Genomic DNA, 26,212 nt, shown 5'->3' with positions numbered 1-26,212 from the left:
ACTGTTATTCAAACTAATCAAGTACTTTAACAGTACGCTGTTTCTGTTCTTCTTCTACCTTTTTATTCACAATGTACTGATGCGTCATACTAAACAAGTTGTTCACCGTCCAATACAATACTAGACCTGCTGGGAAGAATAGCATGAAAGCGGTAAAGATAATCGGCAAAAATTTCATTACTTTTGCTTGCATAGGATCCGCTGGCTGTGGGTTTAGCTGCTGCTGTATAAACATAGAAGCACCCATCAGCAGTGGTAAGATAAACCAAGGATCCATCGCTGAGAGATCTTGAATCCACAGTATCCATGGCGCATGACGTAGCTCAACACTTTCGACCAATACCCAATATAAAGCTAAGAAGATTGGCATTTGCATCAATATTGGTAAACAACCTGCCATTGGATTGACTTTTTCTTCTTTATAAATGCCCATCATTTCTTGCGACATTTTCATTCGATCGTCGCCATGCTCTTCTTTCAGCGCCGCTAATCTTGGAGCAATGGCACGCATCTTCGCCATTGAATAGTAGCTCTTATTTGAGAACCACATTAAGGCAAACTTAACCAAGATAGTCAGTACAATAATTGACCAACCCCAGTTGCCAATAATTTTGTGGATACCATCCAAAATAGCAAAAAGTATCTTTGATATTGGCCATAACAAACCATAATCAACCGTCTGATTTAGACCTATTGCTACGTCCTTAAGCTCAGATTGTACTTTTGGTCCTGAATATAACGTCGCATTCAAGGTCGCTTGCTTGTTCGGTCCAACATTGACAGGTTGACTGTTAAATCCGATAAAGTAATCGTTACCAGTTTCACGACTAAAGAACTTGCCGGTAAAATTCTCAGGTGTCCATGCAGAGACAAAATAATGCTGCACGATACCGACCCAGCCATCATCACTAGTCACTGACAGCTCGTCACTAAAGTTCTTGAATTTTAGCTTATTGTAAGGATCATCAGGTGTACCCCAAGCACCGCCTAGATAAGTTGCCATGCTAAGCGCACCCTTATCAGACATACCAGGATCTTTACTGTCATCACGCTTCAACTGCGCGAACATCTGTCCTTGCCAGGCATTCGCAGAAGCGTTTTGAATCTGATAGCTAACATCAATCGGATATTTATCTTGCGTAAAAGTAAAGGTTTTGGTGATTGTCACGCCATCTTTTTTATAAGTAAGCGGTACCGACAAGGTTTGTTGGCCCGCTTCCATCACATAATTATTTGCAGTATGGCTATAAGTTGCACGTCCTTCAGCGGTATCAATACCATCTTGACCAATCAGACCAGACTGAGCCACATATACACGATTGCCGTTATTTTCTAATAGTACGAAAGGCTCATCACTATCAAGCGTGGCATCATACTGCTTTAAAGCAGCATAGACGATATCACCACCTTCTGGATTGATTTTGATGTCATAGCGGTCAGTTGTAACTGTGATTAATCCTGCATTTTTGGCAGGTGTCGTAGTCACAGCACCAGAGTCAACAGGTAGTGTCTGTACTGGTATGTCACCTGCTGCACCACTTGTAGAGGGAATGTCAGCACCGACCGACGTTGCTGTTTCTGATACCGTGTCTACAGCTGGCTCATTAGCATAATCATCTCGCCATGCCAGAATCAGCAGATAAGCGGTGATTAACATCGCAATGATGATCATCACCCGAAATATCTTTTGCATAAACCTTTCCTAGATTAAAAAATTAGGGAATAAAAAATCAGGCATGTGTTATGACCGCCGCATAGTATTAACTCATACCTTGAGCAGCAGTATCAGCAGTCAATCACATAAAATGTTCATCATTTTACTAAAAAACCACTCTAAATGATACCAAGAGTGTGGATAACTTGTGGGTAACTAAATAGATATCCACAGATGGTTTATCAATGACAAAAACTACATTAGCTTCATCATATGGTTTAAACGAGAAACATAACTTTTACGATCTTTATAGACATAAATACCCTGAAAACTAACGGTAGCTAGGGTAGTAGCGGGCACATATTGATAGTAGTAAGAAGACAAAGGTAGCGGTACAAAATCGACACCATGTCCACCCAAAGGATGACAACTTCCAATACGTTTTAACAGTAGCCAACTACCAGATCGAACCCCATGCCATTCTAGAGCTTGCTTGCCATAGTTAGAACATGTTGGGTAATACCGGCAACGGGCAGGCAGTATTGGACTTATTACTTTTTGATAGAAAACAATTAAAGTAAATAAAAGTTTATAAATAAAGTTATTTTTATTTTTTAATATAAAACTCATTTTATTTTTTTTCTATTTTTTTAAAAATATTATTTATCTCATTCTTTAATTCTTTATTACTTAAATCTTTAACAGATTTTTTAACAATAAAAACAATATCTTTATTTTCCAACTTTGAATATTTTAATCGAAACTGTTCGCGAATTTGGCGTTTAATTAAATTTCGTGTGACTGCTGTAGGTACTTTACGCTTAGTAATGGCCATCCCTATGCGTGGTTGCTCGTTCGTATTAGGACGTATAAAGGCCATTAAGTGGGCTTGATGGAGCTTACGTTCAGGCGCATCAAAAACCTCGCGGAAGGCTATAGGCGTTAGTAGACGCTGCTCTTTAGTGAAGCAGGCATTAGGCGTCGTTGAGACAGTATTGGACATAGTACAACCCTGTATGAGAACTAATAATGTTAGTAGAGAGAATAACAAAGTATAGAAATAAAAAAAGCGCCGATATGGGCGCTTTTAATATATGGCTAAGTGTCAGTTGTGATGATTGACTATCGCAATCTATAAATAATAGAAACACAACAAGCACTATAAACCATGCTCATCGCAGTATTCTGATTATACAGTAAGGCGATGACGTCCTTTAGCGCGGCGACGAGCTAAAACTTGACGACCTTTTTTAGTTGCCATACGGGCACGGAAACCGTGAGTACGTTTACGCTTGATCACGCTTGGTTGGAATGTACGTTTCATAACTCACCTATCAAAATAATGGACTAAATTCGTAATAACGCAGGATTATACCACTGCATTATACCTTGGTCAATAAACTAATTTATTCAGTCTTGTTTATTGAACTAATAACTGATTATTTAGAAAAATTCTTTGTCAGAAGAATACAAAATTCTTTGTCAGAAGAATACCTAGAAAAGAGTTGTCTTATGTACTAGATGAAAAGTTATCCACAGAATTCCTTCGGTTCTATAATAATTATTAATTAATATATATAAGTATTGTTGTTATTGGGAGGCGTATTTTCTGTGGTTAACTAAGATTTATTGATTTTTATCAATGAACTAGCTTATGGGTAACCCTGTGGATAACCTGTGGGTGAAATAGGGATAACTTGAGATATAAACTTATCCACAATACTGTCCACAATCTTATCCACAAAAAACATGATGTTATCCACAGGCTATTTATGTTAGATTGTGTCCTAGTTTGATGAGTGATTATTCGGTTGTTTCATGTCATCATTTTTTAAGCAGTAACTACAGGCTGTTTTTATTATCAACGAGTCAAATGATACTTGTTAAATTTAGAATATGGGGCGTTTACTTTTCATGATGGATACAGCAGCTATTTGGGATAAGTGTTTGAACGACTTACGTTATCATGTCAAAGATAACGTTTTTACTATGTGGTTAAGACCGCTATCGGCACAGCAAGAAGCACAAACGCTAATAATTCTTGCACCTAACGACTATTTCGTCACATACATCAAAAAAAACCATCTGCATGACATTCAACAGTTAGTTGCTAAACATAGCCAAGGCAGTATCGAAGAAGTTGTTGTACGTGTTGATAATGCTGGTCGCGAGCCAGCTGATAGTAATCAGGCACAGCCAGACTCCTTGTTGGTAGCAGAAGGTCCCTCCCCTACCCTGCCAAGTTATGATTCTGAAAACACACATCATCGTATCGCTAAAGCAGATATTGACGCTAATATGCGCCATACCGAATTGGTTCATTCTACTGACGCCAAGTCGTTGAGTTACCTTAATCCAGATTTTACCTTCGAGACCTTTGTGACTGGTAAATCTAATAATTTAGCTTATAAAGCATGTTATGAGCTCAGCAAGCGCCAATCAAAGAATCGTCATAATCCTTTATTTATTTACGGTCCTTCAGGATTGGGAAAAACTCATTTAATGCATTCTGTTGCTCATCGCTATTTAAAAAATAATAGAAGTTTTTATTATTTTACTTCTGAAAAATTTATTAACCAATTAGTTTATTCATTAAGAAATAATAAAATAGAAGATTTTAAAAAGAAAATAAAAAAAGTTGATTTATTAATTGTAGATGATATTCATGTATTGGCTGGAAAAACGAAAAGTAGTAACGAGTTTTTAACGTTATTTGCTGACTTTACTAGTGGTGATAAGCAGCTGATTTTGGCTTCTGATCGTCATCCATCACAAATGACGGAGTTTGATGAACGCTTTAGATCACGCTTTTCTTGGGGGCTGACCGTAGCTGTTGATCCCCCCGAAATCGATACTCGTATGCAAATCTTGCAGAAGAAGGCAGCATCTTATGGCATGACACTTCCTAAAGAGTGCGCACTGTTTATCGCTCAAAATGTGGTTTCTAATGTGAGGCGTTTAGAAGGTGCTTTAAATCAGGTATTTGCTAATGCCAATTTAACTGGTGCACCGATTACTCTTGAGATGGTGCAATATGCACTAAAAGATATCGTGGCAATGCGAGTACAATCCGTCAATATGGACAACATCCGTAAAGTGGTTGCAGAATATTATGACGTTACAGTGAAAGATATCATGGGACGTAAACGTACGCGTAGTATTGCAAGACCGCGTCAAATCGCCATGGCGCTAGCACGTGAGCTCACGGGCGATAGCTTTCCTGAGATTGGGCAGTCATTTGGTGGACGCGACCATACAACGGTCATGCATGCTTGTGATAAGGTCAACCAACTGCGCGCAGCTGACCCTGCTTTTGATAAGGACTATAAAACACTTGCATTAATGTTACAGGCGGCATAGATCGTTTAGTATCACTATGTTTTAGTCGGGGGATATGGTTTATAATATTGAGCGGATAAGCGCACAGATAGTTGATGGATTATAGCCAGTAGACAAGGTATTATTAAACCATCGTTTGAATTTTATAAAAATAGAGTCATTTAAATATAGTGAGTTCAGTATAAAACCGATACAGTGAGACTGGGATAAATTTTACTTTACGCAGCCTTTGTCTGCGCAGGCACAGCACGCCAGAAAAATTTATACCAGTTCCACGTTGGCATATAACGTGTCTGTTTTATGTAGAATCGACTATAGTAACTTAAATAAGAGTAACTAAGCATGCAATTATCGATTAATCGAGAGTCGTTACTAAAAGCTATTAATTTAATCGCTAAGGCCGCTGACAAGCGTCATAACATGGTGATTTTAGGTAATATAAAGCTGCAGTTGTCTGAGTCTGAGCTTGTTTTGACCGCATCTGATCTGGAAGTAGAGCTGACATCGACATTGAGATTGCCTACAGGTGCCTGTATTGAAGCAGGGACAACGACATTACCGGCAACCAAATTAAAAGAGATTTGTAAGTCTTTGCCCACTCAAGCACAGGTAAACCTTACTACTCAAGAAAACGAGCGCTGCTTATTAACTAGTGGCAAGAGCCGTTTTACTTTGGGTACTTTGCCTAGTGAAGATTACCCAAGCTTAGGCAACCCAGAGAACATCACGCCATTGACGATCAGTCGCAGCCGTCTGACTGATTTGATCCATAAGACTCAGTTTGCAATGGCAATCCAAGACGTACGCTATTATCTGACTGGCATGCTATTTGATGTCTCACAGCAGCAGCTGACGACGGTTGCGACCGATGGGCATAGACTGGCTTTAGCACGTAGTGTGATTGATGTTAGTAGTGATCTGAATATGCAAGCTATATTGCCACGTAAAGCTGTCATTGAGCTTGAACGTTTGGCTTCTGAGCTTGGTAAAATGTTGGGCGATAAAGACAATCCAGTAACTTTGAGTTTTGGTCGTGAGTTTTTGCAAGTCAGTTTGCCTTTTGGTGAGGTAGATAGTGCAGGGCAGGTCAGTCAAGATCTAATGGTGACTTTTACCGCGCGTTTGATCGATGGTAAGTTTCCTGACTATCGCCGCGTTATGCCAAGTAACACTGACAAGCTGGCTTTGTTTAACCAAGAAAAGATGACTGAAGTGCTGCGCCGTGTTGCAATTTTGAGTAATGAAAAATCTCGCGGTGTGGTGTTTAATTTTGCCAGTGACGGTATGGTAGAAGTCCGTGCCAACAATGCTGAGCAAGATGAGGCGGTTGAGATGATACAAGCTAAGTACCAGGGCGAGCCGATGGAGTTGTCATTTAACGCCGCTTATCTACAAGATGTGCTAGGCGTTATCCAAGGTGATTTACAAATGCACATGAGTCAATCAAACGCTTCTGTACTGGTCAATCAGTTAAATGATGATTTTCATCAGTATGTCATTATGCCAATGCGTATATAGTGTTTTTCTCCACTATAATTAGTACAGCTGTTTTAGTTTGAGATAGGTTACAAGGTGAGGCAATAATTTTTAAATCATTATTTTTTAATCAAACTTTTGCCCATTTTTTTTGGGTTTTTTTATAGGCAGCCGCCGCTGTTATGATTGAACGTCTACAAGTCTCATATTTGCGTAACTTGTCTCAAGTTGATCTGTCTTCTGCCGCTTGTAATGTCATCATCGGTGTCAATGGTAGCGGCAAAACTTCACTACTTGAAGCAATATTTTTGTTATCAAGAGGTAAAAGCTTTCGTCATTATCAGCCCAAACGTTATATTCAGCATCATAAAGACAGTACTACTGTACATGCTAGGTTGACTGATAACAGTACATTAGCTATTCAAAAGCAAGCCGATGCGACAACGTTATTACGCCTTAATCAAACCACTGTCTACAACCAAAGCATCCTCACCGAACAGTTGCCCACGCTGTTGATAGACCCTTCCACAATGGATATGTTAGAGCAGGGTAGTGCCAGTCGTCGACAGTTATTAGATTGGTTGGTGTTTCACATGAAACAAGGCTTTCACTCCCAGTGGGTAGCGTATCAGCGTCTATTAAAACAGCGCAATAGTTTGTTAAAAAAGACGAATCATTTATCACATGTTCAGCTTGCAGAGCTAAAATCTTGGGACAAAGGGCTTAGTAACCACGCTGCGCTTATTCACCATTATCGTGAGCAAGTATTTACCGAATGGCAGCCTTATTTTGCAAAAAGCATTACACAATTACTGCCTGCCTATGCAGATCAACTAAGCCTAAGCTACAATGCAGGCTATGATACAAGTGTGGGACTTGACGTGCAGCTTAATGAGCGCCTAGAACAGGATTTGCAATTAGGGTACACTCGTATCGGCAATCATCGTGCTGATATTCATGTACATTGGCGCTCTAGTGACTCTACAAGAGCCAAAAGTTCTAATAAAGAAGTAGATGTCATCTTAAGAGATGAGTTAAACCACAAATTGCCGATTTTAAAAGAACAGGCAGCCAATGTCTTATCTCGCGGTGAAAAAAAGCTTTTGATTACTGCATTGCGTTTGTCTCAATTGCCTTTGCTACTTAATAATGAGATGGTCACAAAATTAGCCAATAGTGATATCCAAACAAGAATGACTCCTGTCGTACTTTTAGATGATATTACGGCAGAATTGGACAGTAGGGCGATAAAGATATTACTAACAACTTTAGCGCGCCTACCTTGTCAAGTATTTATGACCAGTCTGACTGATGATGTTGTACCCCTAGTTAAAGAATTATGGTCAAATCCTAAAACGTTTCATGTGAAACATGGTCAGATTTATTTGACTTAGCAAATTCTATTATTAGATCACTACTTTTTACTTCTTTGTTATCTCTTTATTGTTTTGTATCCTCTCATATTCGCAGCTAACTGCTGTCTGGTCTTTATACAATATTTACTACTCTAAAACGACTGTTTCCAAGGCATAAAACAGCCAGTAAACAGTGACTTACAGCTAAAAAAATGTTAAAATAAGGCTTTATTTTTGCCCTATTCTCAGCAAGTTATCTTGTGATTTTATATCACGGTTGGTTATTACCTGTGAGTCTTTAAGTAATTGATAAATTTACTGTTTTATTAATTGTCGATCGTCTTGATGCAAAGTAGAAATTATAGGCAGACATACTGTATTGGCTCGAAATCAATATTATGTTTTATGTAGCTTTGGTTAATGAGACAAGCTCAAGGTTTTAACGGTAAAACGTTCATTTTAAGATAATACTGTAAAGTCTCACCAAAGTGGTGAGTTGATGATATATGGCTGATTGTGGCTAGATTAAGGAATGCACATGAGTGATTCATTACCTACCGATTACGAGCAACTGACGTCAGACAATATGATGTCAGATACTATCGTTGAGACTATTGCGCCAGCGACTATTTCTGAAGGACTTCCATCTGAATACAGCTCCAAGGACATTCGTGTATTGCGCGGTTTAGAAGCGGTGCGTGTACGTCCCGGTATGTATATCGGTGATACAGATGATGGCACAGGTTTGCATCATATGGTCTTTGAGGTAGTGGACAACTCTATCGATGAGGCATTAGCTGGTCACTGTGATCAGATTGATATTATCATCCATGAAGATGAGTCAGTCAGTGTCATGGACAATGGTCGCGGTGTCCCTGTTGATATTCATCCAGAAGAAGGGGTGTCTGCCGCGCAGGTTATCATGACCGTACTACACGCAGGCGGTAAGTTTGATGACAACAGCTATAAAGTCTCAGGCGGCTTACATGGCGTTGGCGTTTCAGTCGTCAACGCATTATCGAAAAAGCTTGAGATGAATATCTGGCGTGAAGGTTATCATTACCATCAAACTTATACCGACGGTGTGCCAGATGCTGATATTCAGCAAATGGAAGCGACCGATAAAACCGGTACACAAATCCGTTTTTATCCAAGTAGCGACGTATTTACTGGTACTATCTTCGAGTATGATATCTTGGCCAAACGCTTACGTGAGCTGTCCTTCTTAAACTCAGGTGTACGCATTGTCTTAACTGACGAGCGTATCGATAAGCGCCATGAGTTTGAGCATAAAGGCGGGTTATCTGAGTTTGTCAGCTATATCAATGCAGGCAAGGATGGCATCAATGAAGTGTTCCATTTTACTAGCGAACAAGACGATGGTATCGCAGTCGAAGTCGCGTTACAGTGGACGGACACTTATAATGAAAAAGTACTTTGTTTCACCAATAACATCCCGCAGCGCGACGGTGGCACGCACTTATCAGGGTTTCGCTCAGCGCTTACCCGTGGTCTAAACAGCTATATGGATCGTGAAAACCTGTTTAAAAAAGAAAAAGTCGCGGTCAGTGGCGATGATGCTCGAGAAGGTTTAAGTGCTATTGTCTCAGTAAAGGTGCCTGATCCAAAGTTCTCTAGCCAGACCAAAGACAAGCTGGTATCAAGCGAAGTCAAATCTGCTGTTGAGTCAGCGATGCATGATAAGTTTAATGATTATCTGCTTGAAAACCCAAGCGCTGCCAAAGGTATTGCCAATAAGATTATCGATGCGGCAAGGGCTCGTGATGCGGCGCGTAAAGCGCGTGAGATGACGCGTCGTAAGACTACTCTAGATATCGCAGGTTTGCCGGGTAAGTTGGCTGATTGCCAAGAAAAAGACCCCTCGTTATCAGAGCTATACATTGTGGAGGGTGACTCTGCTGGTGGCTCAGCGAAGCAGGGACGTAGCCGTAAGACGCAAGCAATTTTGCCACTAAAAGGTAAAATTCTAAACGTCGAGCGTGCGCGTTTTGACAAGATGCTATCGTCTGCAGAAGTAGGTAACTTGATTACCGCGCTTGGCTGCGGTATTGGCCCTGACGAGTACAATCCTGACAAAGTACGCTATCATAAAATTATCATTATGACCGATGCCGACGTCGACGGCTCGCACATTCGTACCTTGCTACTAACGTTCTTTTTCCGTCAAACGCCAGAGCTGATTGAACGTGGTTATATTTATATTGCGCAGCCACCATTGTATAAAGTCAAAAAAGGTCGCCAAGAGTTGTATCTAAAAGATGATGAGGCGCTCAAGGCTTATCTGTTGTCATCGACGATTGATAATACCAAGTTGCATATCAGTGCCGATGCGCCTGCTATTACTGGTCAAGCGCTTGAAACACTACTAAATGATTATAACCAGACACAGCTGATTAAAGCCCGTTTGCAGATTCGTTTTCCAGCAGTAATTTTGGATGCGTTGACGCATACACCAAAGCTTAGCACTGACATGACTTATGATAAGTCTGCTATGCAAGAATGGCAAGAGACGATGCAAGCTCAGCTTAATCACTTCGGTAGTGATTTAAGCCCTGAGATTGAGCTGGTCAATATTCACGAACAGCAGTCTGAGAGTATGGATGCAGCAGAAAACGTACTCAATATAGAGCCAGCAGTAGAAAACGTAGAGGCCATATCTAATAAAGCGCAGTGGTTACCACGTATTACCGTTTATGTGCATCAATTGGCACATCATTACTTGCTTGATGCAAGTTTCATCAATTCAGGTGAGTATAGCAAGCTGCTTCGCTTATCAAGCGAATGGAACACGTTACTTGAAGATGATGCCTTTATTCGCCGCGAAGCAAATTCAGGTACAGCCAAAGATATCCCTGTGCGCAACTTTGACTATCTCTGGCAGCAAATGATGCTAGATGCCCGTCGTGGTTTGGCAGTTCAGCGCTATAAAGGGCTAGGGGAGATGAATGCTGATCAGCTTTGGGACACGACGATGGATCCTGAAAACCGTCGCATGCTACGTGTTACCATCGAAGACGCTATTGCAGCGGATCATATGTTTACCTGCTTGATGGGCGATCACGTCGAGCCGCGTCGTATCTTTATCGAAGAAAATGCATTAACGGTTTCTAACCTCGATATCTAAAGTTTAGCTTTTACGTTAAGTATAAAATACCGCCTTGTCTTCCAAGGCGGTATTTTTTTAATAATAGATTTGTTTCACGTGAAACTTTGTTTAACATCTTTTAATACCTCTGCTATATTTTGAACTAATGAATATCTGGATAATAAAATGATTGAAGTGGTACTACTGGCTATCGCTTTGGCGATGGATGCGTTCGCGGTCTCTATAGGACTGGGCGCTAAATCGCAAAAACAAAGCCAGCGATATATAGTGCGACTGGCTGTCTACGTTGCCTTATATTTTGGTATTGCACAAGGGGTAATGCCGCTTATTGGTTATTTGCTGGGTGCAGCTTTGTTAGGCTGGCTTGCCACTGCTGCTCCTTGGATCGGTGGTTTTATTCTTATTGGGCTGGGCGGCAAGATGCTCTATGAGGTGTTTTTGGGAAATAAGGAGGCTATCGAAGATCAACAGCTTGATGTAAGTAACAATGCCACTTTAGGAAGAAACCACGCAGAAAAATATATCAATCATCGCACCATGTTTACCCTCGCGATTGCCACCAGTATCGATGCCATGGCGGCTGGTTTTACTTTAAACCTACTCGATCTTGATGCGTGGATTGCTTGTGTGATCATTGCGATTGTCACGGCTGTCTTTAGCGCAGTGGGCATCTATTTGGGCAAAAAATCAGGTACGTATCTTGAAGATAAAGCAGAAGCGCTCGGTGGCATCGTATTGGTTTTAATTGGGCTCAAAATTATGTTTTTTAGCTAAATAGATACGTTGTTTTATACTCAAATAAAATGCCGCTATAAATCTTTATAGCGGCGTTTTTTGTTTCACGTGAAACTCTGACAATACGCTTTAGCAATGATTATGCCTCGTCAATATTAAATCGCCATGCTAAGACACGGGTGTTTTTTTGTCCTTGGCTCATCTCAACAATACGCATCTGCGCGACATTTAATTGTTTTAACAGCAGCTGTAGTGGTTTTACGTTTTCGGACTTTGAGACTAAACTGGTAAACCAACCCACATGTTCAGCATAGTTTTGGCTCTCTTTTATCATATTACTCAAAAAAGCAATCTCACCACCTTCAGACCACAATTCTTTATGTTGACCGCCAAAGTTGAGGTTTTGCGCGGCATTACCTGACTTTGTAGAATGGCGACTGATTTGCGCGCTTTCGTTTTTGCCGCGGTGTCTTTGCAGATTGTGTTGTTTACGGCTATTTGCTTGCATGGCTTCATCTAAGGAAGCATGAAAGGGCGGATTACAAACCACCACATCAAAGTAATCTTGACGTCCAATGATATTTTTAAAAATATCTTTTGGCTCGGGTTGCAGTTTGACCTTAATCGCGCTTTTTAGCTTTGGGTTCGCCTGACAAATGACGCTTGCGGTATTGACAGAAACGGGGTCAATATCGCTTGCAGTAAAGCGCCAGCCATAGCTTTGACTGCCAATGATAGGGTAGATGGCGCTGGCACCTGTCCCAATATCGAGGGCATGAATTTCTTTGCCCATCGGTGGTGTGTTGTCTTCGTTCACGTGCGTGGTTTGAGCCAATAAGTCGGCAATATAATGAATATAATCGGCGCGTCCAGGGATGGGCGGGCACAAATAACCTTCTGGAATGTCCCAAAACTTGACACCATAATAATGGGCCAATAGCGCTTGATTGAGCACCCGTACCGCCTGATGATCCGAAAAATTAATCGTCGGCTCACCCTTAGGATTGGTGATCGTATGCTTGGTAAGCTCAGGTAAGGCGCGGGTCAATAGCGTAAAGTCGTAGCGACCTTGGTGCGGATTACGCGGGTGCAACTTGCCAAGTTTTTTGGCAGTCGCAGGGGCGCGGTTTCGGTGTTTATTAGTGTTTGGTCTACTGGTCATAGTATGGGGCTTTGAGGTTTGAATATAACTGTTCAGTTTAGCAGATTTTGCGAGTAGCGAATGTCTTATCGGCTACGTAAAATGAGGTTTAACCCTAATATTATCATCGCGCTACCTAAGATACGGTTTATCCAGTGCTCAATACGTCCAAAACGACGTAGAATAGCAGGAATAGAGAGCAGCATCACCACAGCGCTAAACCATGCCATCTGTAGCACCATCATCCATACGCCATAGATAGAGAGCTGCCACAGCGGGATATCAGGGGACAATACGAGGGTAAATATTGCGACAAAATATACAGGCGCTTTAGGGTTAAAGACATTGCAGAAGAAACCGCGTCGCAGGGTAGCGAGGGTTGAATCGGCTTTTAAAACGTCTTGCTTTGCTTGTTTGATTGCTTCTTGCTGTGGATTATCTAGTGCTAAGTCAGATGTAGGCTTTGGTTTGGCTTGAATACCTTGCCATCCCAAATAAATCAGATAGCTACCGCCCAACCATTTAATAGCGGTCAATAACGGCTGCGAATGAGCTATTACCGCCGCTAACCCTAGCACAGAATAAATAATATGCACCGCAAGACCAAGCGTAATTCCTAAACTACAAATCAAGCCAGTACGACGTCCTTTGGTTAAAGTTTCACGTGAAACTAATACAAAATCAGGACCAGGGGAGGCGGCTGCGAGCAAGTGCACACTAGTGATAAGTAAAAATCCATGCCAAAATTCCATAATAGGCTCTGAGTAATGTTTTAGTTTGAATAATAGTTGCACCAATCGTAAATCAGGTCAACTATTATTGTCAGGTCAGCGAGTATGGATAATGGCTTTGCTGCTTGTGTAATAGTGTAGAGATGGCTATATTAAAAGCGACTTCTTATGATTTTCAATAAAGACAAGTATAAAAGGACGCAACCATGACGACGGAACATAATCATCACACAGACACTCGCATTGCTTATGAAGTCCAAGGCTATATTTGTCTTATTGGACTAAATCGCGTGGATAAGCGCAATGCCTTTGACAGTCATATGATCAATCAATTGTCTGATGCGCTGACGCATTATGACAATGACGATAATTTACGTTGTGCGCTGATATTTGCGCATGGTGAGCACTTTACTGCTGGTCTTGACCTTATGGAGTTACAAGATAAATGGGACAAAGGTGCGTTTGAATTTAACGATGACGAGATTGATCCGTGGGGCATCAGTGGCAAATTACGCACCAAGCCCATTGTCGTTGCGGTACAAGGCACCTGTTTTACTGCTGGGATTGAGCTCATGCTCAACAGTGACGTGGTCATCGCGAGCGAAAATTGTAACTTTGCGCAGATGGAGGTGCAGCGGGGTATTATGCCGTTTGGCGGGGCGACGGTCAGATTTGTCGCAGCGGCTGGCTGGCAAAAAGCCATGCCGTATTTATTAACTGGCAAGCCCTTTGACGCACAAACCGCTGATAATCTCAATCTGGTCAGTGAAGTCGTGCCGAATGGCGAAGAATACGAGCGCGCATTGACCATTGCTAAAGAGATTTGCAAAGCTGCACCGCTTGGCGTACAAGGGCTACTGTCCTCAGCACAAGATGTGAGTCGTAGTGGCACCGCCGCGGCACTGGCTAATATTCATAGTTATTTGCCACATTTATTTCATTCAGAAGACGCTCGCGAGGGTGCGATGGCGATGGTTGAAAGGCGTGAGGCGAATTTTGAAGGTCGTTAAAAAAGGGCGTTAAAGTTTGATTTTATATTCATCTGAGGATTGATTGATTATAATCGCTTGATTATATCTATGCCTACAAGGGGCAATCACACCTATGTTAGACATTATTAACATCACCGCCCCTATCTTTATCATCATTGCGCTTGGCTATTTGTGCGTGCGTATTAAAGCCATCGCTCCTAAGCACGCCAAAGGCATGGGTAGTTTGGTGCTAAATATTGCACTGCCTGCACTCATGTTTAACGCTATTGCAGACATGCCTTTTCAACAAGTCATAATGCCGCACTATCTGTTTGCCTATGCTCTAGGCTCGGTCATGGCCTTTATAGTCGGTGTCGTGCTGACCAAAGTGATTTGGCGACAAGATAATGTCTCCGCCGCGCTCAACTCTACGGCGCTTTCGTTCTCTAACAGCGCCTTTATTGGCTATGCGGTGGCCTCTATGGTCATTGGCACTGATAAGGCTGCCGCCTATTTATCCATGGGTGTCATCATCGAAAATCTTATCATCCTGCCGATGCTGTTTATCATGGCTGATATCAATCCCACTTCTAATAAGTCTTTAGTCAGTGTGCTGCTCGGTATTGGCAAAAACTTTACCCGTAATCCGCTGATCATTGCTTTGGTGGTCAGCGTGATCTTTTCTATCTTTAGTCTGCCTATACCGCAAGTGGTTGCTCAAACTGCGCAAATACTTACTGGCGCGGCGGCTCCTGTTGCGCTGTTTGTGATCGGTATGAGTCTGTATGGACTGGAGCTTAAAGGTGATTTACCAAAAATCACTACGGTCGGCTTGGGTAAGCTGATACTACACCCGCTGATGATTCTGCTGGCTATTACCTTAATTCCGGGCGGTACGCTAGAAGGTAAGTATGTGGCGATGCTGTTTGCTGCCGCGCCGACATTTTCGACCATCGCTATCATTGGTCAGTATTATGGCTTAGTCAATCGTATGTCGGCTATCGTCATCGTCTCTACCATCGGCTCGTTCTTTAGTATGAGTGCGGTGCTGATTTATTGGCAGATGACGGTGGGGTTTTAGGGGGTAGTTGGTCATGAAGTGAAAGGAAAGGTTTTGGAGGAAGGTAGAATATAAAGTTTTCATTAACAAGAGTGACTTAATGTAATTCAAATATTTTGTACTGGTGTCAAATGCACATTTACAACCATAAAAGTAACAAGCTCCCTTTATAGCTAAAACTGTATTATTTGGCAATCCGCGAATTTCGCACTGTCCAAACCAACCCTCTAAACAACTATCACTAATATGCTCAATTTAAATAGCAAAAACCCCGCAATTGCGAGGTTTAATTGTCTTATCGAGTATGATTGGTTGTATCTGTACCAGCATTTTTAACTTTACTATAGTTATTTAGCTGACTTGTAGTAGTCAACGAGCATCGTACCTAACGTACCATTGTCATCAATAGTGACTATTCTGACCGTACCTGACTGAGACTCGGTACTAGACTGCACTTGTCCGGCAGTACCTAAGACGACTTGGTTGTTGCCTGCCGCCATTGCTCCATTGCCGATAGCGATACTGTTCATGCCGCCTGCCATAGACTTATTCCCTACGGCGACCGAGTTTTCCCCTTGTGCTGCTGCTGCCTCACCCACTGCGGTCGCGCGTACACCGCTTGCATTGGCGATATGACCAAAGGCTTGAGCGCGTTCGGCCGTGGCTTTAGATTGCCAACCGATAGACGTTGAGCCGAGACCTGCCGCGTTGGCTTCACCGCCGACAGCGGTGGCTGAGTTCATACCTGCATTGGCTTTATTACCGATGGCAACGGTATCATTAGTGCCGCCAGCGGTTGCCGCTTCACCCACTGCGGTAGAACGTACTCCGCTTGCATTGGCGATATGACCAAAGGCTTGAGCGCGTTCGGCGGTGGCTTTAGATTGCCAACCAATCGACGTTGAGCCGAGACCTGCGGCATTGGCTTGACCGCCAACAGCGGTGGCTGAGTTGAGTCCTGCATTGGCTTGGCTACCGATAGCGACAGTATCGTTAGTGCCGCCAGCCATCGCGCTATTACCGAGAGCAAGGGCAGTACTGCTGCTTGCATTCATTGGTTGAGACTCAGCGCCTGTTGCCATAGACGTACATGAAGCGACGCCTACAATTGCTAAAGTAAGTGCGCTTATTTTGAGTGCTAAGTTTGGTGAAAAATCCATTTTCATTATAAGTTATCCTATGTTAAAAAAGCCAACTTGGCTCAGTAGTGGTTTGGGTAAGTAGTAACAGGATTTATACTGCTCACAGTGTTGCATTCCTCCAATAATATAAATCCAAATGTACATTTATATTTATAAATACAAACGTACTATTAACTTATATTAATAACCCAAATAATACTAGTATTTTATTTTAAATATCAACTAGGTCGATAAACAGATAGCCCGCGCTAAATAGTTTTGGTCTGTGTATTATCATCTCACTATATATCTATGTGATTTTTATAAAGCGATTGGCGACGCTGCCATTCTTGTTGTACTCTAAACGCTTACTTTACTAATGAAGGAGAATGCCTGTGCTACATAACTTTGACGAGATAATCGACAGACGCGGTACAGGGTCCCTTAAATGGCATTATAGTGACGATACCATTCCACTCTGGGTAGCAGATATGGACTTTAAAGCTGCCAAGCCTATCTTAAACACCATTGAGCGCGTGGTTCAGCACGGCGTATTGGGCTATACCAAACCCACTGAGGCGCTATATCAGGCGATTGTTGACTGGCATAGTAGTCGTTATGGATTACTGTTAACCAAAAGCGATATCTTATTCTCCCCAGGCGTGGTGCCAAGTTTAGCGTTAATGATGAATATCTTTACCGAGGTAGGGGAAGCCGTACTGGTTAACGATCCTATTTATACCCCTTTTATGGCTAAGGTTGAGCAAAACGATCGCACGCTGGTCACATCGGCGCTAAAAGAGAGTGACGGTAAATACCAGTTAGATTTAGTAGATATCGAAGCCAAGATAGTCGAGCATAACGTAAAGCTGTATTTATTATGCAATCCGCATAATCCAGGTGGACGCGTATGGACGGCGGATGAGCTGAAAGCGCTGCTATCGATTTGCAAAAAGCATGAGGTAGCGATTGTCAGTGACGAGATCCATCAAGATTTAACCTTGAACGGTCACACGTTTATCCCTTTTTTAACCCTAGCAACAGGCTATGAGCACAACGTCGTCAGTCTGACCTCGATGACCAAAACCTTCAATATCGCTGGTATAAAAGGCTCAATGATCTTTGCTAAAGATGAAGCATTACTCAAAAAAATCAGCCAGCAGCAGCAGTTAAATGATGAGTATGAGCTAAATTTATTTGCTTATGAAGTGATGCGTAGTGCTTATGAGCAGGGCGGGGAATGGCTTGAACAGGCACTCGATTATATCGAAACCAATATTGACTTAACGGTAGATTTTTTAGCCAAGCATTTACCTGATATCAAGGTCATGCGCCCAGAGGCATCGTATTTAATCTGGCTTGATTGCTCAGCGTATTTTGAGGATGATCAAGTACTGTATGATACGCTGCGAGCTGCTAAAGTTGAGCTGAGTGCGGGTATCAAATATGGCGCAGGGGGGCATCTTAAAATGCGCTTAAACGTAGCATGCCCTAAAGCGTTATTGATTGCAGGACTAGATCGTATACATACAGCTTTTAATAGTATGAATGGTCATAAATAAAAAACAAAAAGGCTGGGAGATCTATATCGCCCAGCCTGTTGACTTGTTAATTGAATCGAAGCGTAAGTATATTACTTTTTGTTCGTGTCATTATCAGGATTTTTAGGATCGATACGCATTTGCTTCCATTCACCCTGCTGAGCCAATATCGAGCCTTCGAGCGCCTCTGATGTTAGCCCCTCTTCCCATGGTGCATTGTCAGGCAACTCTTCGATATGAATGGTTTTTACCCCGTAATCAGGCTGATAAGCCAGATCATAGCGCGCCGCTTTAATCACTGAGATAATCATCATTGATAGGATAATAATGAGCGGCGCACCCGCGATGATAGATGCGGTCTGTAAGGTTTGCAGGTCTCCTAAAAACATCAGAATAGCGGGTAATAAGCATAGCGTGAATGCCCAAAATAAGCGATTCCAGCGATGCGGCTCGTCATCGACTTCTTTTTGTACCACGGATGCCAAGATATAAGAGATAGAGTCAAAAGTCGTGGCAGTAAAGATAGTGGCTAAAAAGGTAAAGATTGCGATGATGACATAAGACATCGGTAAGCTATTTAAGATGGCAAAGATAGCTGCCGTTGGCGACTCATTATTTAGAACAGCAACCACATCGACCGCGCCCGTCAATTGTAGATAGAGACCATAGTTGCCCAAGATAATCATAAACATCGCACAGCCCATTGAGCCATAGAACATCGAGCCCAAGACCATATTACGTATCGTACGCCCTCTCGAGATTTTGGCGATAAATAAGCCAATAGTCGGTGCAAAGACCAACCACCACGCCCAATAAAACACCGTCCAATCTTGCGGGAAGGTTGTGTGCTCAAAACCAAACGCTTGAAAGTCTTTAAAGGGTTCGATGTAAGTCATCATACGCGGCATTTCGGTGATAGAGCGCCCGATGGCCTCTAAGCCCGTATTTAGGATAAAGACGGTTGGCCCAACTATTAAGATGAACAGCAAAAATATCACGGCCAAATAAAAATTGATGTTGGAGAGTTTTTGAATGCCGCCTTTTAACCCCTGATACGCACTATAAGCAAAAATCATGGTGGTCACCAATAACACCACAATCTGCATGGTGATGTTACGCGGTAAACCAAATAAATTGTATAAACCCTCGTTGATAAGCGGAGAGGCAAGACCTAGCGTCGTCGCACCGCCGCCGACCATACCAAAGACAAACAGTACATCGAGCATCTTGGCCCAGTTGCTACTAGCCAGCTTTTCACCCAATAACGGCATAAGCGTCTGGCTGACTTTGAGTACTGGGGTCTGACGCACATAGTAAAAATAAGCAATCGGAACCGCTGGTACTAAATAAATGGCCCAGGCGACAGGCCCCCAATGAAAAATACCGTAGGTGGTGGCCCAGCGAATGGCGTCAGGTGAGCCGCTCGCTAAATTAAAGGGTGGGCCTTGATAATAATACGCCCATTCAATCAAACCCCAATACAGAATACTGGCACCAATTCCCCCGCAAAACAGCATTGATGCCCACGAAGCATCGGAGAATTCGGCGGTTTCTTCTGGTCGGCCCAGTTTAATCTTGCCGATATCTGAAATCACAATGTAAATGACGAACAATAAAGCAATGACGCCAAAGGCTAAATAAGCAAAACCAAAGTTGGCACTGACAAAGCTGCGAGCGATCCCAACCCATTCTTTGCCTTGCTCAGGAAACAGTATCAAAGGCACGGCGATACTAAAAAGTATGACAAGCACCATAAAAAAAGTAAATTTGTCAATACGGGTATCGGGCACGTGGTCAGGTCGCCACTGCGGAATAGACATACCCACATCAAAAGTACCTAGATGCGGCGGCTTATGATGTTTGGATCGTGCTTTTACATAGTCTGGAAGGTATTCTTTTGATAGTCCGAGTCCTGACGTAGATTTGTCAGGTTTTTTGATGCCTTTACTGTTATCTTTACTATTATCAGAGTTGCCCATGTTGTTTTCTCTTTATATTGGATGTTAAATTTTATACCTTGCCTAGATTTTTTAAGTCTACAAATTCCTTTTTACCGTGAATAGTATACATTTTGCGATTGATCTCTGGGTAATGGCAAATATCAATCGGCGGTCTGCTGCCGCCCATTAGATAAACCGCGTCCGTATCGCTGTCATTGACCATAGAATGCGCTTCGCCATGTGCTGGGAAACCCACAAAATCACCAGCAGTTAACGGATAGCTGTCATTCCCATAACGTAGCAAAAGCTGTCCAGATAGCACATAAATGAACTCGTCTGACTCTTCATGATAGTGATGCTGCGTGGTCTCATCGCCCGGCTCAACGCGCACAAGATGTAAGCCAAATTTGGTCAGACCAGTTATGTCACTCAATGAAACCGTATGCCGAATAGCGCGCTCATTAAACTGATGAACCTGTTTACTCTCAGGCATATCTTCGATATCAGACTTGGTTAAGACATAGTTTTGCGTGTCTTTGGACGGCTCTTGAAGTGGGTTTTGCACTGGTTTTTGAGAGGGCTTAGTCATGGTCTGTCTCCATTGTTTTACTTTTTACTAAGTCTATATTAGCTATAAATGCATGGTTTTATTTACTTAATTGCGTATAAAATGCGATTGGCTTCTTTATTATCAGTATTACTGCCTTTTGTTCTCTCACATTTAGTACTGTCAAATACAAATAACGGCATATAACTGACAAAACGACTGATAATCGTCAATAACTACGAATAATTAAACATCTAATAGCCATTAATGGGCGCAAACTTGTTAAAATACCCCACTATTTTATTTTGATGGACTGCCACCTATGACCACTGATGCAACCATGAACACCAGCACGCCTACGATTAAAGAAGACCGCATTCTTATCCTCGATTTTGGCTCGCAGTACAGCCAGCTTATCGCTCGCCGTGTGCGCGACTCTGGCGTATTTTGTGAGATGTTCCCTTACGATATTGATGCTAAGCGTATCCATGACTTCGGTGCCAAAGGCGTGATTCTTTCGGGCGGTCCTGAAAGCGTCCACGCAGAAAATAGCCCACGTATTAATGATGCGGTTTTTGACTTGGGCGTGCCAGTCCTTGGTATTTGCTACGGTATGCAAGCGATGGCGGATCGTTTTGGCGGGCAGGTTCATGCCAGCGATATTCATGAGTTTGGTGCGGCGACGATTGATGTTAACGGACATTCGCAGTTGACTGAAGGCATCGAGGACAGCAGCACAGAAGGCAAGTCAGCCAAGCTGAATGTATGGATGAGTCATGGCGATAAAGTGATCGAAGCGCCGCAAGGCTTTGATATCATTGCCAGCACGCCAAGCTGTCCGATTGCGATTATGGCGGATGATGATAAGCAATATTACGGTTTGCAGTTTCACCCTGAGGTGACTCATACCTTACAAGGACAAGCGCTACTCGGTCGCTTTGTGCATCAAATCTGTGACTGTGCAGGGGAATGGACGCCAGACAATATCGTCGATATGCGGGTGGCGCAGCTCAAAGAGCAAATCGGTGATAAGCAAGTGCTGCTCGGTCTATCCGGCGGGGTCGACAGCTCAGTGGTCGCTGCGCTATTGCACAAGGCAATCGGTGATCAGCTCACCTGTGTGTTTGTCGATAATGGCCTCTTGCGTTTGCACGAAGGCGATCAAGTCATGCAAGTGTTCGCCGAAAACATGGGCGTCAAAGTCATCCGCGTCGATGCCGAAGACTTGTTCTTAAATGCACTAGCAGGTGAGTCAGATCCTGAAGCCAAACGCAAAATCATCGGTAAAACCTTTATCGATGTGTTTGCCAATAGCGCGCGTGAAGTGAGCGAGCAAAGCGATGGCAAAACCATTGAATTCTTAGCGCAGGGTACGATTTATCCTGACGTGATTGAATCCGCCAAATCGCACCAAGGCAAAGCACACGTTATCAAAAGCCATCATAACGTCGGCGGTCTACCAGATGACTTGGCGTTTGAATTGGTTGAGCCGTTACGTGATCTGTTTAAAGATGAAGTGCGTAAGCTTGGCATCACGCTAGGACTGCCAGAGAAGATGATCTATCGTCATCCGTTCCCAGGGCCAGGTTTGGGCGTGCGCATCTTGGGCGAGGTGAAAAAAGAATACGCCGATATCCTGCGTCTTGCCGATGCCATCTTTATGCAAGAGCTGGAGCGCTCAGGCTGGTATGACAAGACCGCGCAAGCGTTTGCGGTATTTCAGCCGATTAAGTCTGTTGGCGTGGTCGGTGATGGTCGCCGTTATGCGTGGGTCATTGCCCTGCGCGCCGTTGAAACTGTAGACTTTATGACGGCGCGATTTGCTCATTTGCCGTATGATCTGATTGAGACGGTCAGTAATCGCATTATGAATGAAATCAAAGATGTCTCACGGGTGACCTATGATGTATCGAGCAAGCCGCCGGCTACTATTGAGTGGGAGTAGCCCTTAATACAAGCCATCAAACTAAAAATCTGATTAGCGTTGTCAAACTCGCTTAGCCTACAAGACGTAGTGCTTACACTCGTTTTCCTCGCTACTCAAATTTTTTGAATTGATATACAACTTATCAATAATCAAATACTCTCGCTATAGGTAAAAAAAACACTCAACTCAGTTGGGTGTTTTTTTTGTCTAAATTTAACCGTTAATCTTGTGACAGACTGAGTTACTTTCGTTATATCACATCGAACACACGCTAACAAAAACGATTATAAATCTCGCAGTAATCCGCAGTAGGGTGTGTTTTACTAAGACTAGAATTTAACTTATAAATAATTATCAAACTGGAAAAATCATGAATAACAATAATCAATTAGATAATAATTCAAAAGATAAACAAACCGTCCTCGTCATCGGCGGCGGCCCAGCTGGGGTACAAGCGGCCCTGCGCGCGCATGAACTCGGCGCAGCTGTCACATTATTAGAGGCCAATAAGCTTGGCGGTACCGCATTTAATGAAGGCCCTGCACCCGTCAGAACGCTGGCACGAGCAGCGCGCCTGCGCACCGATACCGAACTCTATCCGCAGTTTGGGCTAAAAGGCGAGACGCCAGCAGTCGATTTTGCTGCCGCTATCGACAATGCCAATCGCGTCGCCGCCCATGCCAATGAAGTATGGCATCTAACCAAAGTGGTTGAGCAGCAAGGTATCGAGGTCATAGATGAGGTCGGACCCACGCATTTTATCGACAATAAAACCGTGACGATTGGTGATGGCCGTGAGTTTAGCGCTGATCAAATCATCTTAACCGTTGGCGGCAAACCCAGAAAACTAGATATTCCGGGCAATGAGCTTGCGCTCTCATTTCATGATTTGTGGTCGATGACCGAATTGCCAAAACGGGTCACAGTGGTCGGCGGCTCAGCGACCGGTTGTCAGCTGGCCTCCATCCTTATCGATTTTGGCGCACAAGTCGATATCATCGAATTTGCCGATCGCTTGACCCCGCCAAGCGATATCGATATCTCGCGTAAGCTAGAAGAAGCCTTTGAGGCGCGCGGCATGAATATTCTGACCAGTACCGGATGTCAGTCTATCGAAAAAGAAAACGGTCGATTAAAAGTCAACTATAAGCACAATGACGATGATAAAGAAGACTCGCTCATGACCGACGCAGTGTTCTTAATGGTAGGCTGGCCTGCGGACTTAGACGGGCTCAACCTTGATGCCACCGATATTAAATTAAACGGCCCTTATATCGACGTCGATGACTACTTACAAACCAACGTAGACGGCGTGTATGTGGCAGGCGATGCCAATGGCATCAGTATGTTTGTGCAAAGCGCCGCCCATCAAGCGCGCGTCGCCGCGCAAAACGCGGTCTCTGATACTGCCGAGAGATACGACCCAAAAGCGATCGCCACGGGTAGCTTTACTGAGCCTGAATATGGTTCTGTCGGCATGACGCAGGCGCAAGCGGAAAAAGAGCACGACTGCATGGTACAAATCATCGATTACGAAGGGCTACCGCGCGCTATTATGGATGCGCGAACGGACGGCTTTTGTAAGATTATCATCGGCAAACAGAGCCAAAAACTACTGGGCGCGCATGTCCTTGGTTCATACTCGGCTGAGGTGATTCAGGTGGCCGCCACTTGTATGGCGACTGGCATGACCGTGCATGAGATTGCCAATTTAGAGTTGGCATTCCCAACGTTTACCGAAGCTTTGGGCATGGCCGCCCAGCGTATTTGTAGAGATTTGCGGGTAGAGGATAAAAATATAAAAGAGTAGGCGTTTGCTTATTTAGCTGCTTACTATTTTTTGAAAACACTCAACTTATTGGGTGTTTTTTTTGGTTTAAAGGTTTTGGAGCTATTCTCGCTTTTCGCTATTATCTTGTCTGCCCCTTAGAGCTGCGACTAAAGCCCGATGTGTTCCTGCTACCGCGATACCCCAGCGGACTAAGTCGTCGCAATCTAGGGGTCAAACAAGGATAACCGCTGCAATCGAGGCTAAAAAGCTCCATAAGTCGTAGATTAAATATTTATCAAAATTTATTAACAATTTTATATTTTTAATGCTGTTAGCTTAGAACATCAATATGATTTAACTCTACATAACCATAGTGTTCTTTAAGTTGTAAAACCCTAATCGGGCCAGAGAACTTTAAGGTGTTTAAGATAAGTTTGTGGAATAAATCTAAACAGGATAAAACCTGTTCAATTTCTAGTCTCTCTCTAGCCAAATTTTCTTCTCGTACTTTAGGATGCGCACTTTCATTACGAAGATTTTGCCATAGCTTTTTGTCATCAGATGTTATGATTTTATGTTCAACTAAATAATTAAGAGCTTTAGCTGCTGTGACATTTTTCCAATAGCTTACACTGCCAAGTAGGCGACTACATTGTTCAGCTGTTAGTTTAAGATTCTTTATCTGTGCTTTTATCTCATCTATCTCAGTATTCAACTCTATATTCTCATCTTTAGACTTAATAGCAGGAATATAGATATCATTCAATAGACCTTCAATGGCAACTGATAGAGTAAGGATCATAATGCTATTTTTCGATTGAAACGAGTACCAAACTCTTTCCCATTGTGAGTAGACACTGTCAAAATGTTTTGAGTTGTCCTTATATAAGCTTTGTATGTTTTCTAAAAGCGCATAATGGTAGGTAGAGTCTCTGTACTTTTCATCGGCAGCGCTATCGACCATTGGGCTAGATGAAGTCTGACGCTTTTGCTTATCAGATATGCTGTAAACAGTTCGTTTTTCTTCTCCGTTTGTTATGCTTATCATATAATAAGGTTGAGGCATAGATGCGCTAGAAAATCCAATATAAAACTTAAGACATTTAAATAACTTATCAGGCTCAAAAACCCCAGTGGCTTTAACTTCTGTATAGTCCTTATATTTCACCATAGATACAGAGTAACCATCCATTTGTATCACTGTCTGATTCCAGCTGTGAGATTCAGAGCCAAGACTAGACACTACTGAGTTTTTTTTGTTTGATGGTATATTGAAATAATCTGCAAACTCGAAATATATATAACTATCTTCTTTTGGCTTTGGTAGTTCAGTTTCACTTAGCGAATAAATGGACGATAATATTACGTAGTAATGAGCTGGTAAGGATGATGAATTAAGATTAATTTTAATAGAAAAACCATCAGACTTATATTCATTACCATTTAAATTTTTAACACGAAGGTATAACTTTTCTTCAGGGTTTAAGGGATCTTTAGGTAGTTTTTTATTAAAAAACGCATGTGGCACATTTTCACTATGAGTACAAATGAATTCTAAATAAATAGTGCCGACACTGTTTATTTTGATAGTGCCGTGTCCTAGCATCTTGCATCCATTGTCTGCTGTTTGAAAAATTTCTACTTCGACACAGTGTAAAACCAGTTCGCCAGTACGAATCTGTTTAATTATTTCATTTGGTATCATGAAAGTATTTACCCTCAATCATAAATTTACTAAATAGTGAAATATTCTTTATGTTTTGACAACATTATTTT

General features: G+C 42.5%; 20 protein-coding genes. 10 read left to right on the top strand and 10 right to left on the bottom strand.

What is annotated here, in order from left to right; genetic code table 11:
• Positions 1 to 13: 13 nt before the first annotated feature.
• From yidC to rpmH, 4 genes are all read right to left on the bottom strand, one after another.
• Complete coding sequence (yidC, locus tag Q0890_RS06890; RefSeq protein WP_299218867.1) at positions 14 to 1,693, bottom strand: membrane protein insertase YidC; 1,680 nt, start codon at positions 1,691 to 1,693, stop codon at positions 14 to 16.
• Positions 1,694 to 1,909: 216 nt separating this feature from the next.
• The gene (gene yidD / locus Q0890_RS06885) at positions 1,910 to 2,284 is read right to left on the bottom strand and encodes a membrane protein insertion efficiency factor YidD (protein ID WP_299218865.1); all 375 of its coding nucleotides are present in this window, start codon (positions 2,282 to 2,284) and stop codon (positions 1,910 to 1,912) included.
• A gap of 1 nt (position 2,285) precedes the next feature.
• Positions 2,286 to 2,657: a ribonuclease P protein component gene (rnpA, locus tag Q0890_RS06880; protein ID WP_299218863.1), complete on the bottom strand. Its 372-nt coding sequence runs from the start codon at positions 2,655 to 2,657 to the stop codon at positions 2,286 to 2,288.
• 186 nt (positions 2,658 to 2,843) lie between these two features.
• Positions 2,844 to 2,978: a 50S ribosomal protein L34 gene (rpmH, locus tag Q0890_RS06875; RefSeq protein ID WP_007394757.1), complete on the bottom strand. Its 135-nt coding sequence runs from the start codon at positions 2,976 to 2,978 to the stop codon at positions 2,844 to 2,846.
• Positions 2,979 to 3,568: 590 nt separating this feature from the next.
• Here rpmH and dnaA point away from each other — a divergent pair.
• The 5 genes from dnaA to Q0890_RS06850 all read left to right on the top strand — a co-directional run bounded on the left by dnaA (position 3,569) and on the right by Q0890_RS06850 (position 11,725).
• Positions 3,569 to 5,014 (top strand): chromosomal replication initiator protein DnaA, encoded by a 1,446-nt coding sequence (dnaA, locus tag Q0890_RS06870; RefSeq protein WP_299218861.1) that lies wholly within the window; start codon positions 3,569 to 3,571, stop codon positions 5,012 to 5,014.
• A 321-nt stretch (positions 5,015 to 5,335) separates the two neighbouring features.
• A complete protein-coding gene (gene dnaN / locus Q0890_RS06865; protein WP_299218859.1) occupies positions 5,336 to 6,511 on the top strand; it encodes a DNA polymerase III subunit beta in 1,176 nt (391 codons plus the stop codon).
• 140 nt (positions 6,512 to 6,651) lie between these two features.
• Positions 6,652 to 7,863: a DNA replication/repair protein RecF gene (locus Q0890_RS06860; RefSeq protein ID WP_299218857.1), complete on the top strand. Its 1,212-nt coding sequence runs from the start codon at positions 6,652 to 6,654 to the stop codon at positions 7,861 to 7,863.
• A 550-nt stretch (positions 7,864 to 8,413) separates the two neighbouring features.
• On the top strand, positions 8,414 to 10,969 hold the full coding sequence (gene gyrB / locus Q0890_RS06855) for a DNA topoisomerase (ATP-hydrolyzing) subunit B (protein ID WP_299219019.1): 2,556 nt from the start codon (positions 8,414 to 8,416) through the stop codon (positions 10,967 to 10,969).
• A 147-nt stretch (positions 10,970 to 11,116) separates the two neighbouring features.
• Positions 11,117 to 11,725: a manganese efflux pump MntP family protein gene (locus Q0890_RS06850; protein ID WP_299218856.1), complete on the top strand. Its 609-nt coding sequence runs from the start codon at positions 11,117 to 11,119 to the stop codon at positions 11,723 to 11,725.
• Positions 11,726 to 11,825: 100 nt separating this feature from the next.
• Here Q0890_RS06850 and rlmF read toward each other — a convergent pair whose 3' ends face one another.
• Together rlmF and Q0890_RS06840 are read right to left on the bottom strand one after the other, a co-directional pair.
• Positions 11,826 to 12,848, bottom strand: coding sequence for a 23S rRNA (adenine(1618)-N(6))-methyltransferase RlmF (gene rlmF, locus Q0890_RS06845; RefSeq protein ID WP_299218854.1), 1,023 nt, complete (start codon positions 12,846 to 12,848; stop codon positions 11,826 to 11,828).
• Positions 12,849 to 12,913: 65 nt separating this feature from the next.
• On the bottom strand, positions 12,914 to 13,579 hold the full coding sequence (locus tag Q0890_RS06840; protein WP_299218852.1) for a LysE family transporter: 666 nt from the start codon (positions 13,577 to 13,579) through the stop codon (positions 12,914 to 12,916).
• A gap of 185 nt (positions 13,580 to 13,764) precedes the next feature.
• Here Q0890_RS06840 and Q0890_RS06835 point away from each other — a divergent pair, with 185 nt between their 5' ends.
• On the top strand, positions 13,765 to 14,568 hold the full coding sequence (locus Q0890_RS06835; protein WP_299218850.1) for a crotonase/enoyl-CoA hydratase family protein: 804 nt from the start codon (positions 13,765 to 13,767) through the stop codon (positions 14,566 to 14,568).
• Between the two features lie 94 nt (positions 14,569 to 14,662).
• Positions 14,663 to 15,610 carry an AEC family transporter gene (locus Q0890_RS06830; protein WP_299218849.1) on the top strand — a complete coding sequence of 316 codons (948 nt, stop codon included), beginning with the start codon at positions 14,663 to 14,665 and terminating at the stop codon, positions 15,608 to 15,610.
• Positions 15,611 to 15,936: 326 nt separating this feature from the next.
• On the opposite strand, the gene Q0890_RS06825 is transcribed toward Q0890_RS06830, so the two are convergent.
• Positions 15,937 to 16,755: a hypothetical protein gene (locus Q0890_RS06825; RefSeq protein ID WP_299218847.1), complete on the bottom strand. Its 819-nt coding sequence runs from the start codon at positions 16,753 to 16,755 to the stop codon at positions 15,937 to 15,939.
• A gap of 344 nt (positions 16,756 to 17,099) precedes the next feature.
• Between Q0890_RS06825 and Q0890_RS06820 the strand changes: the two genes are divergently transcribed.
• Positions 17,100 to 18,272 carry a MalY/PatB family protein gene (locus Q0890_RS06820; RefSeq protein ID WP_299218846.1) on the top strand — a complete coding sequence of 391 codons (1,173 nt, stop codon included), beginning with the start codon at positions 17,100 to 17,102 and terminating at the stop codon, positions 18,270 to 18,272.
• A gap of 71 nt (positions 18,273 to 18,343) precedes the next feature.
• On the opposite strand, the gene Q0890_RS06815 is transcribed toward Q0890_RS06820, so the two are convergent.
• Positions 18,344 to 20,230 carry a BCCT family transporter gene (locus Q0890_RS06815; RefSeq protein WP_299218844.1) on the bottom strand — a complete coding sequence of 629 codons (1,887 nt, stop codon included), beginning with the start codon at positions 20,228 to 20,230 and terminating at the stop codon, positions 18,344 to 18,346.
• Between the two features lie 31 nt (positions 20,231 to 20,261).
• On the bottom strand, positions 20,262 to 20,780 hold the full coding sequence (locus Q0890_RS06810) for a cupin domain-containing protein (RefSeq protein WP_299218843.1): 519 nt from the start codon (positions 20,778 to 20,780) through the stop codon (positions 20,262 to 20,264).
• A gap of 298 nt (positions 20,781 to 21,078) precedes the next feature.
• On the opposite strand from Q0890_RS06810, the gene guaA reads away from it, so the two are divergent.
• On the top strand, positions 21,079 to 22,683 hold the full coding sequence (gene guaA, locus Q0890_RS06805; RefSeq protein WP_299219017.1) for a glutamine-hydrolyzing GMP synthase: 1,605 nt from the start codon (positions 21,079 to 21,081) through the stop codon (positions 22,681 to 22,683).
• 352 nt (positions 22,684 to 23,035) lie between these two features.
• Positions 23,036 to 24,475: an NAD(P)/FAD-dependent oxidoreductase gene (locus tag Q0890_RS06800; protein ID WP_299218842.1), complete on the top strand. Its 1,440-nt coding sequence runs from the start codon at positions 23,036 to 23,038 to the stop codon at positions 24,473 to 24,475.
• A gap of 292 nt (positions 24,476 to 24,767) precedes the next feature.
• Here the strand turns inward: Q0890_RS06800 and Q0890_RS06795 are convergent, their stop codons facing one another.
• Positions 24,768 to 26,141 carry a hypothetical protein gene (locus Q0890_RS06795; protein WP_299218840.1) on the bottom strand — a complete coding sequence of 458 codons (1,374 nt, stop codon included), beginning with the start codon at positions 26,139 to 26,141 and terminating at the stop codon, positions 24,768 to 24,770.
• Positions 26,142 to 26,212 lie beyond the last annotated feature (71 nt).

This window comes from uncultured Psychrobacter sp., from assembly GCF_947488565.1.
Classification (GTDB): Bacteria; Pseudomonadota; Gammaproteobacteria; order Pseudomonadales; family Moraxellaceae; genus Psychrobacter; species Psychrobacter saeujeotis.
Note: the sequence above shows the minus strand (reverse complement) of the source record. Positions and strands in the feature narration are given on the sequence as shown.

Bases quoted from the DNA above. Each gene is read 5' to 3' on its own strand.
- yidC (WP_299218867.1), bottom strand. From the start codon at position 1,693: ATGCAAAAGATATTTCGGGTGATGATCATCATTGCGATGTTAATCACC.
- yidD (WP_299218865.1), bottom strand. From the start codon at position 2,284: ATGAGTTTTATATTAAAAAATAAAAATAACTTTATTTATAAACTTTTA.
- rnpA (WP_299218863.1), bottom strand. From the start codon at position 2,657: ATGTCCAATACTGTCTCAACGACGCCTAATGCCTGCTTCACTAAAGAG.
- rpmH (WP_007394757.1), bottom strand. From the start codon at position 2,978: ATGAAACGTACATTCCAACCAAGCGTGATCAAGCGTAAACGTACTCAC.
- dnaA (WP_299218861.1), top strand. From the start codon at position 3,569: ATGATGGATACAGCAGCTATTTGGGATAAGTGTTTGAACGACTTACGT.
- dnaN (WP_299218859.1), top strand. From the start codon at position 5,336: ATGCAATTATCGATTAATCGAGAGTCGTTACTAAAAGCTATTAATTTA.
- Q0890_RS06860 (WP_299218857.1), top strand. From the start codon at position 6,652: ATGATTGAACGTCTACAAGTCTCATATTTGCGTAACTTGTCTCAAGTT.
- gyrB (WP_299219019.1), top strand. From the start codon at position 8,414: ATGTCAGATACTATCGTTGAGACTATTGCGCCAGCGACTATTTCTGAA.
- Q0890_RS06850 (WP_299218856.1), top strand. From the start codon at position 11,117: ATGATTGAAGTGGTACTACTGGCTATCGCTTTGGCGATGGATGCGTTC.
- rlmF (WP_299218854.1), bottom strand. From the start codon at position 12,848: ATGACCAGTAGACCAAACACTAATAAACACCGAAACCGCGCCCCTGCG.
- Q0890_RS06840 (WP_299218852.1), bottom strand. From the start codon at position 13,579: ATGGAATTTTGGCATGGATTTTTACTTATCACTAGTGTGCACTTGCTC.
- Q0890_RS06835 (WP_299218850.1), top strand. From the start codon at position 13,765: ATGACGACGGAACATAATCATCACACAGACACTCGCATTGCTTATGAA.
- Q0890_RS06830 (WP_299218849.1), top strand. From the start codon at position 14,663: ATGTTAGACATTATTAACATCACCGCCCCTATCTTTATCATCATTGCG.
- Q0890_RS06825 (WP_299218847.1), bottom strand. From the start codon at position 16,755: ATGAAAATGGATTTTTCACCAAACTTAGCACTCAAAATAAGCGCACTT.
- Q0890_RS06820 (WP_299218846.1), top strand. From the start codon at position 17,100: ATGCCTGTGCTACATAACTTTGACGAGATAATCGACAGACGCGGTACA.
- Q0890_RS06815 (WP_299218844.1), bottom strand. From the start codon at position 20,230: ATGGGCAACTCTGATAATAGTAAAGATAACAGTAAAGGCATCAAAAAA.
- Q0890_RS06810 (WP_299218843.1), bottom strand. From the start codon at position 20,780: ATGACTAAGCCCTCTCAAAAACCAGTGCAAAACCCACTTCAAGAGCCG.
- guaA (WP_299219017.1), top strand. From the start codon at position 21,079: ATGAACACCAGCACGCCTACGATTAAAGAAGACCGCATTCTTATCCTC.
- Q0890_RS06800 (WP_299218842.1), top strand. From the start codon at position 23,036: ATGAATAACAATAATCAATTAGATAATAATTCAAAAGATAAACAAACC.
- Q0890_RS06795 (WP_299218840.1), bottom strand. From the start codon at position 26,141: ATGATACCAAATGAAATAATTAAACAGATTCGTACTGGCGAACTGGTT.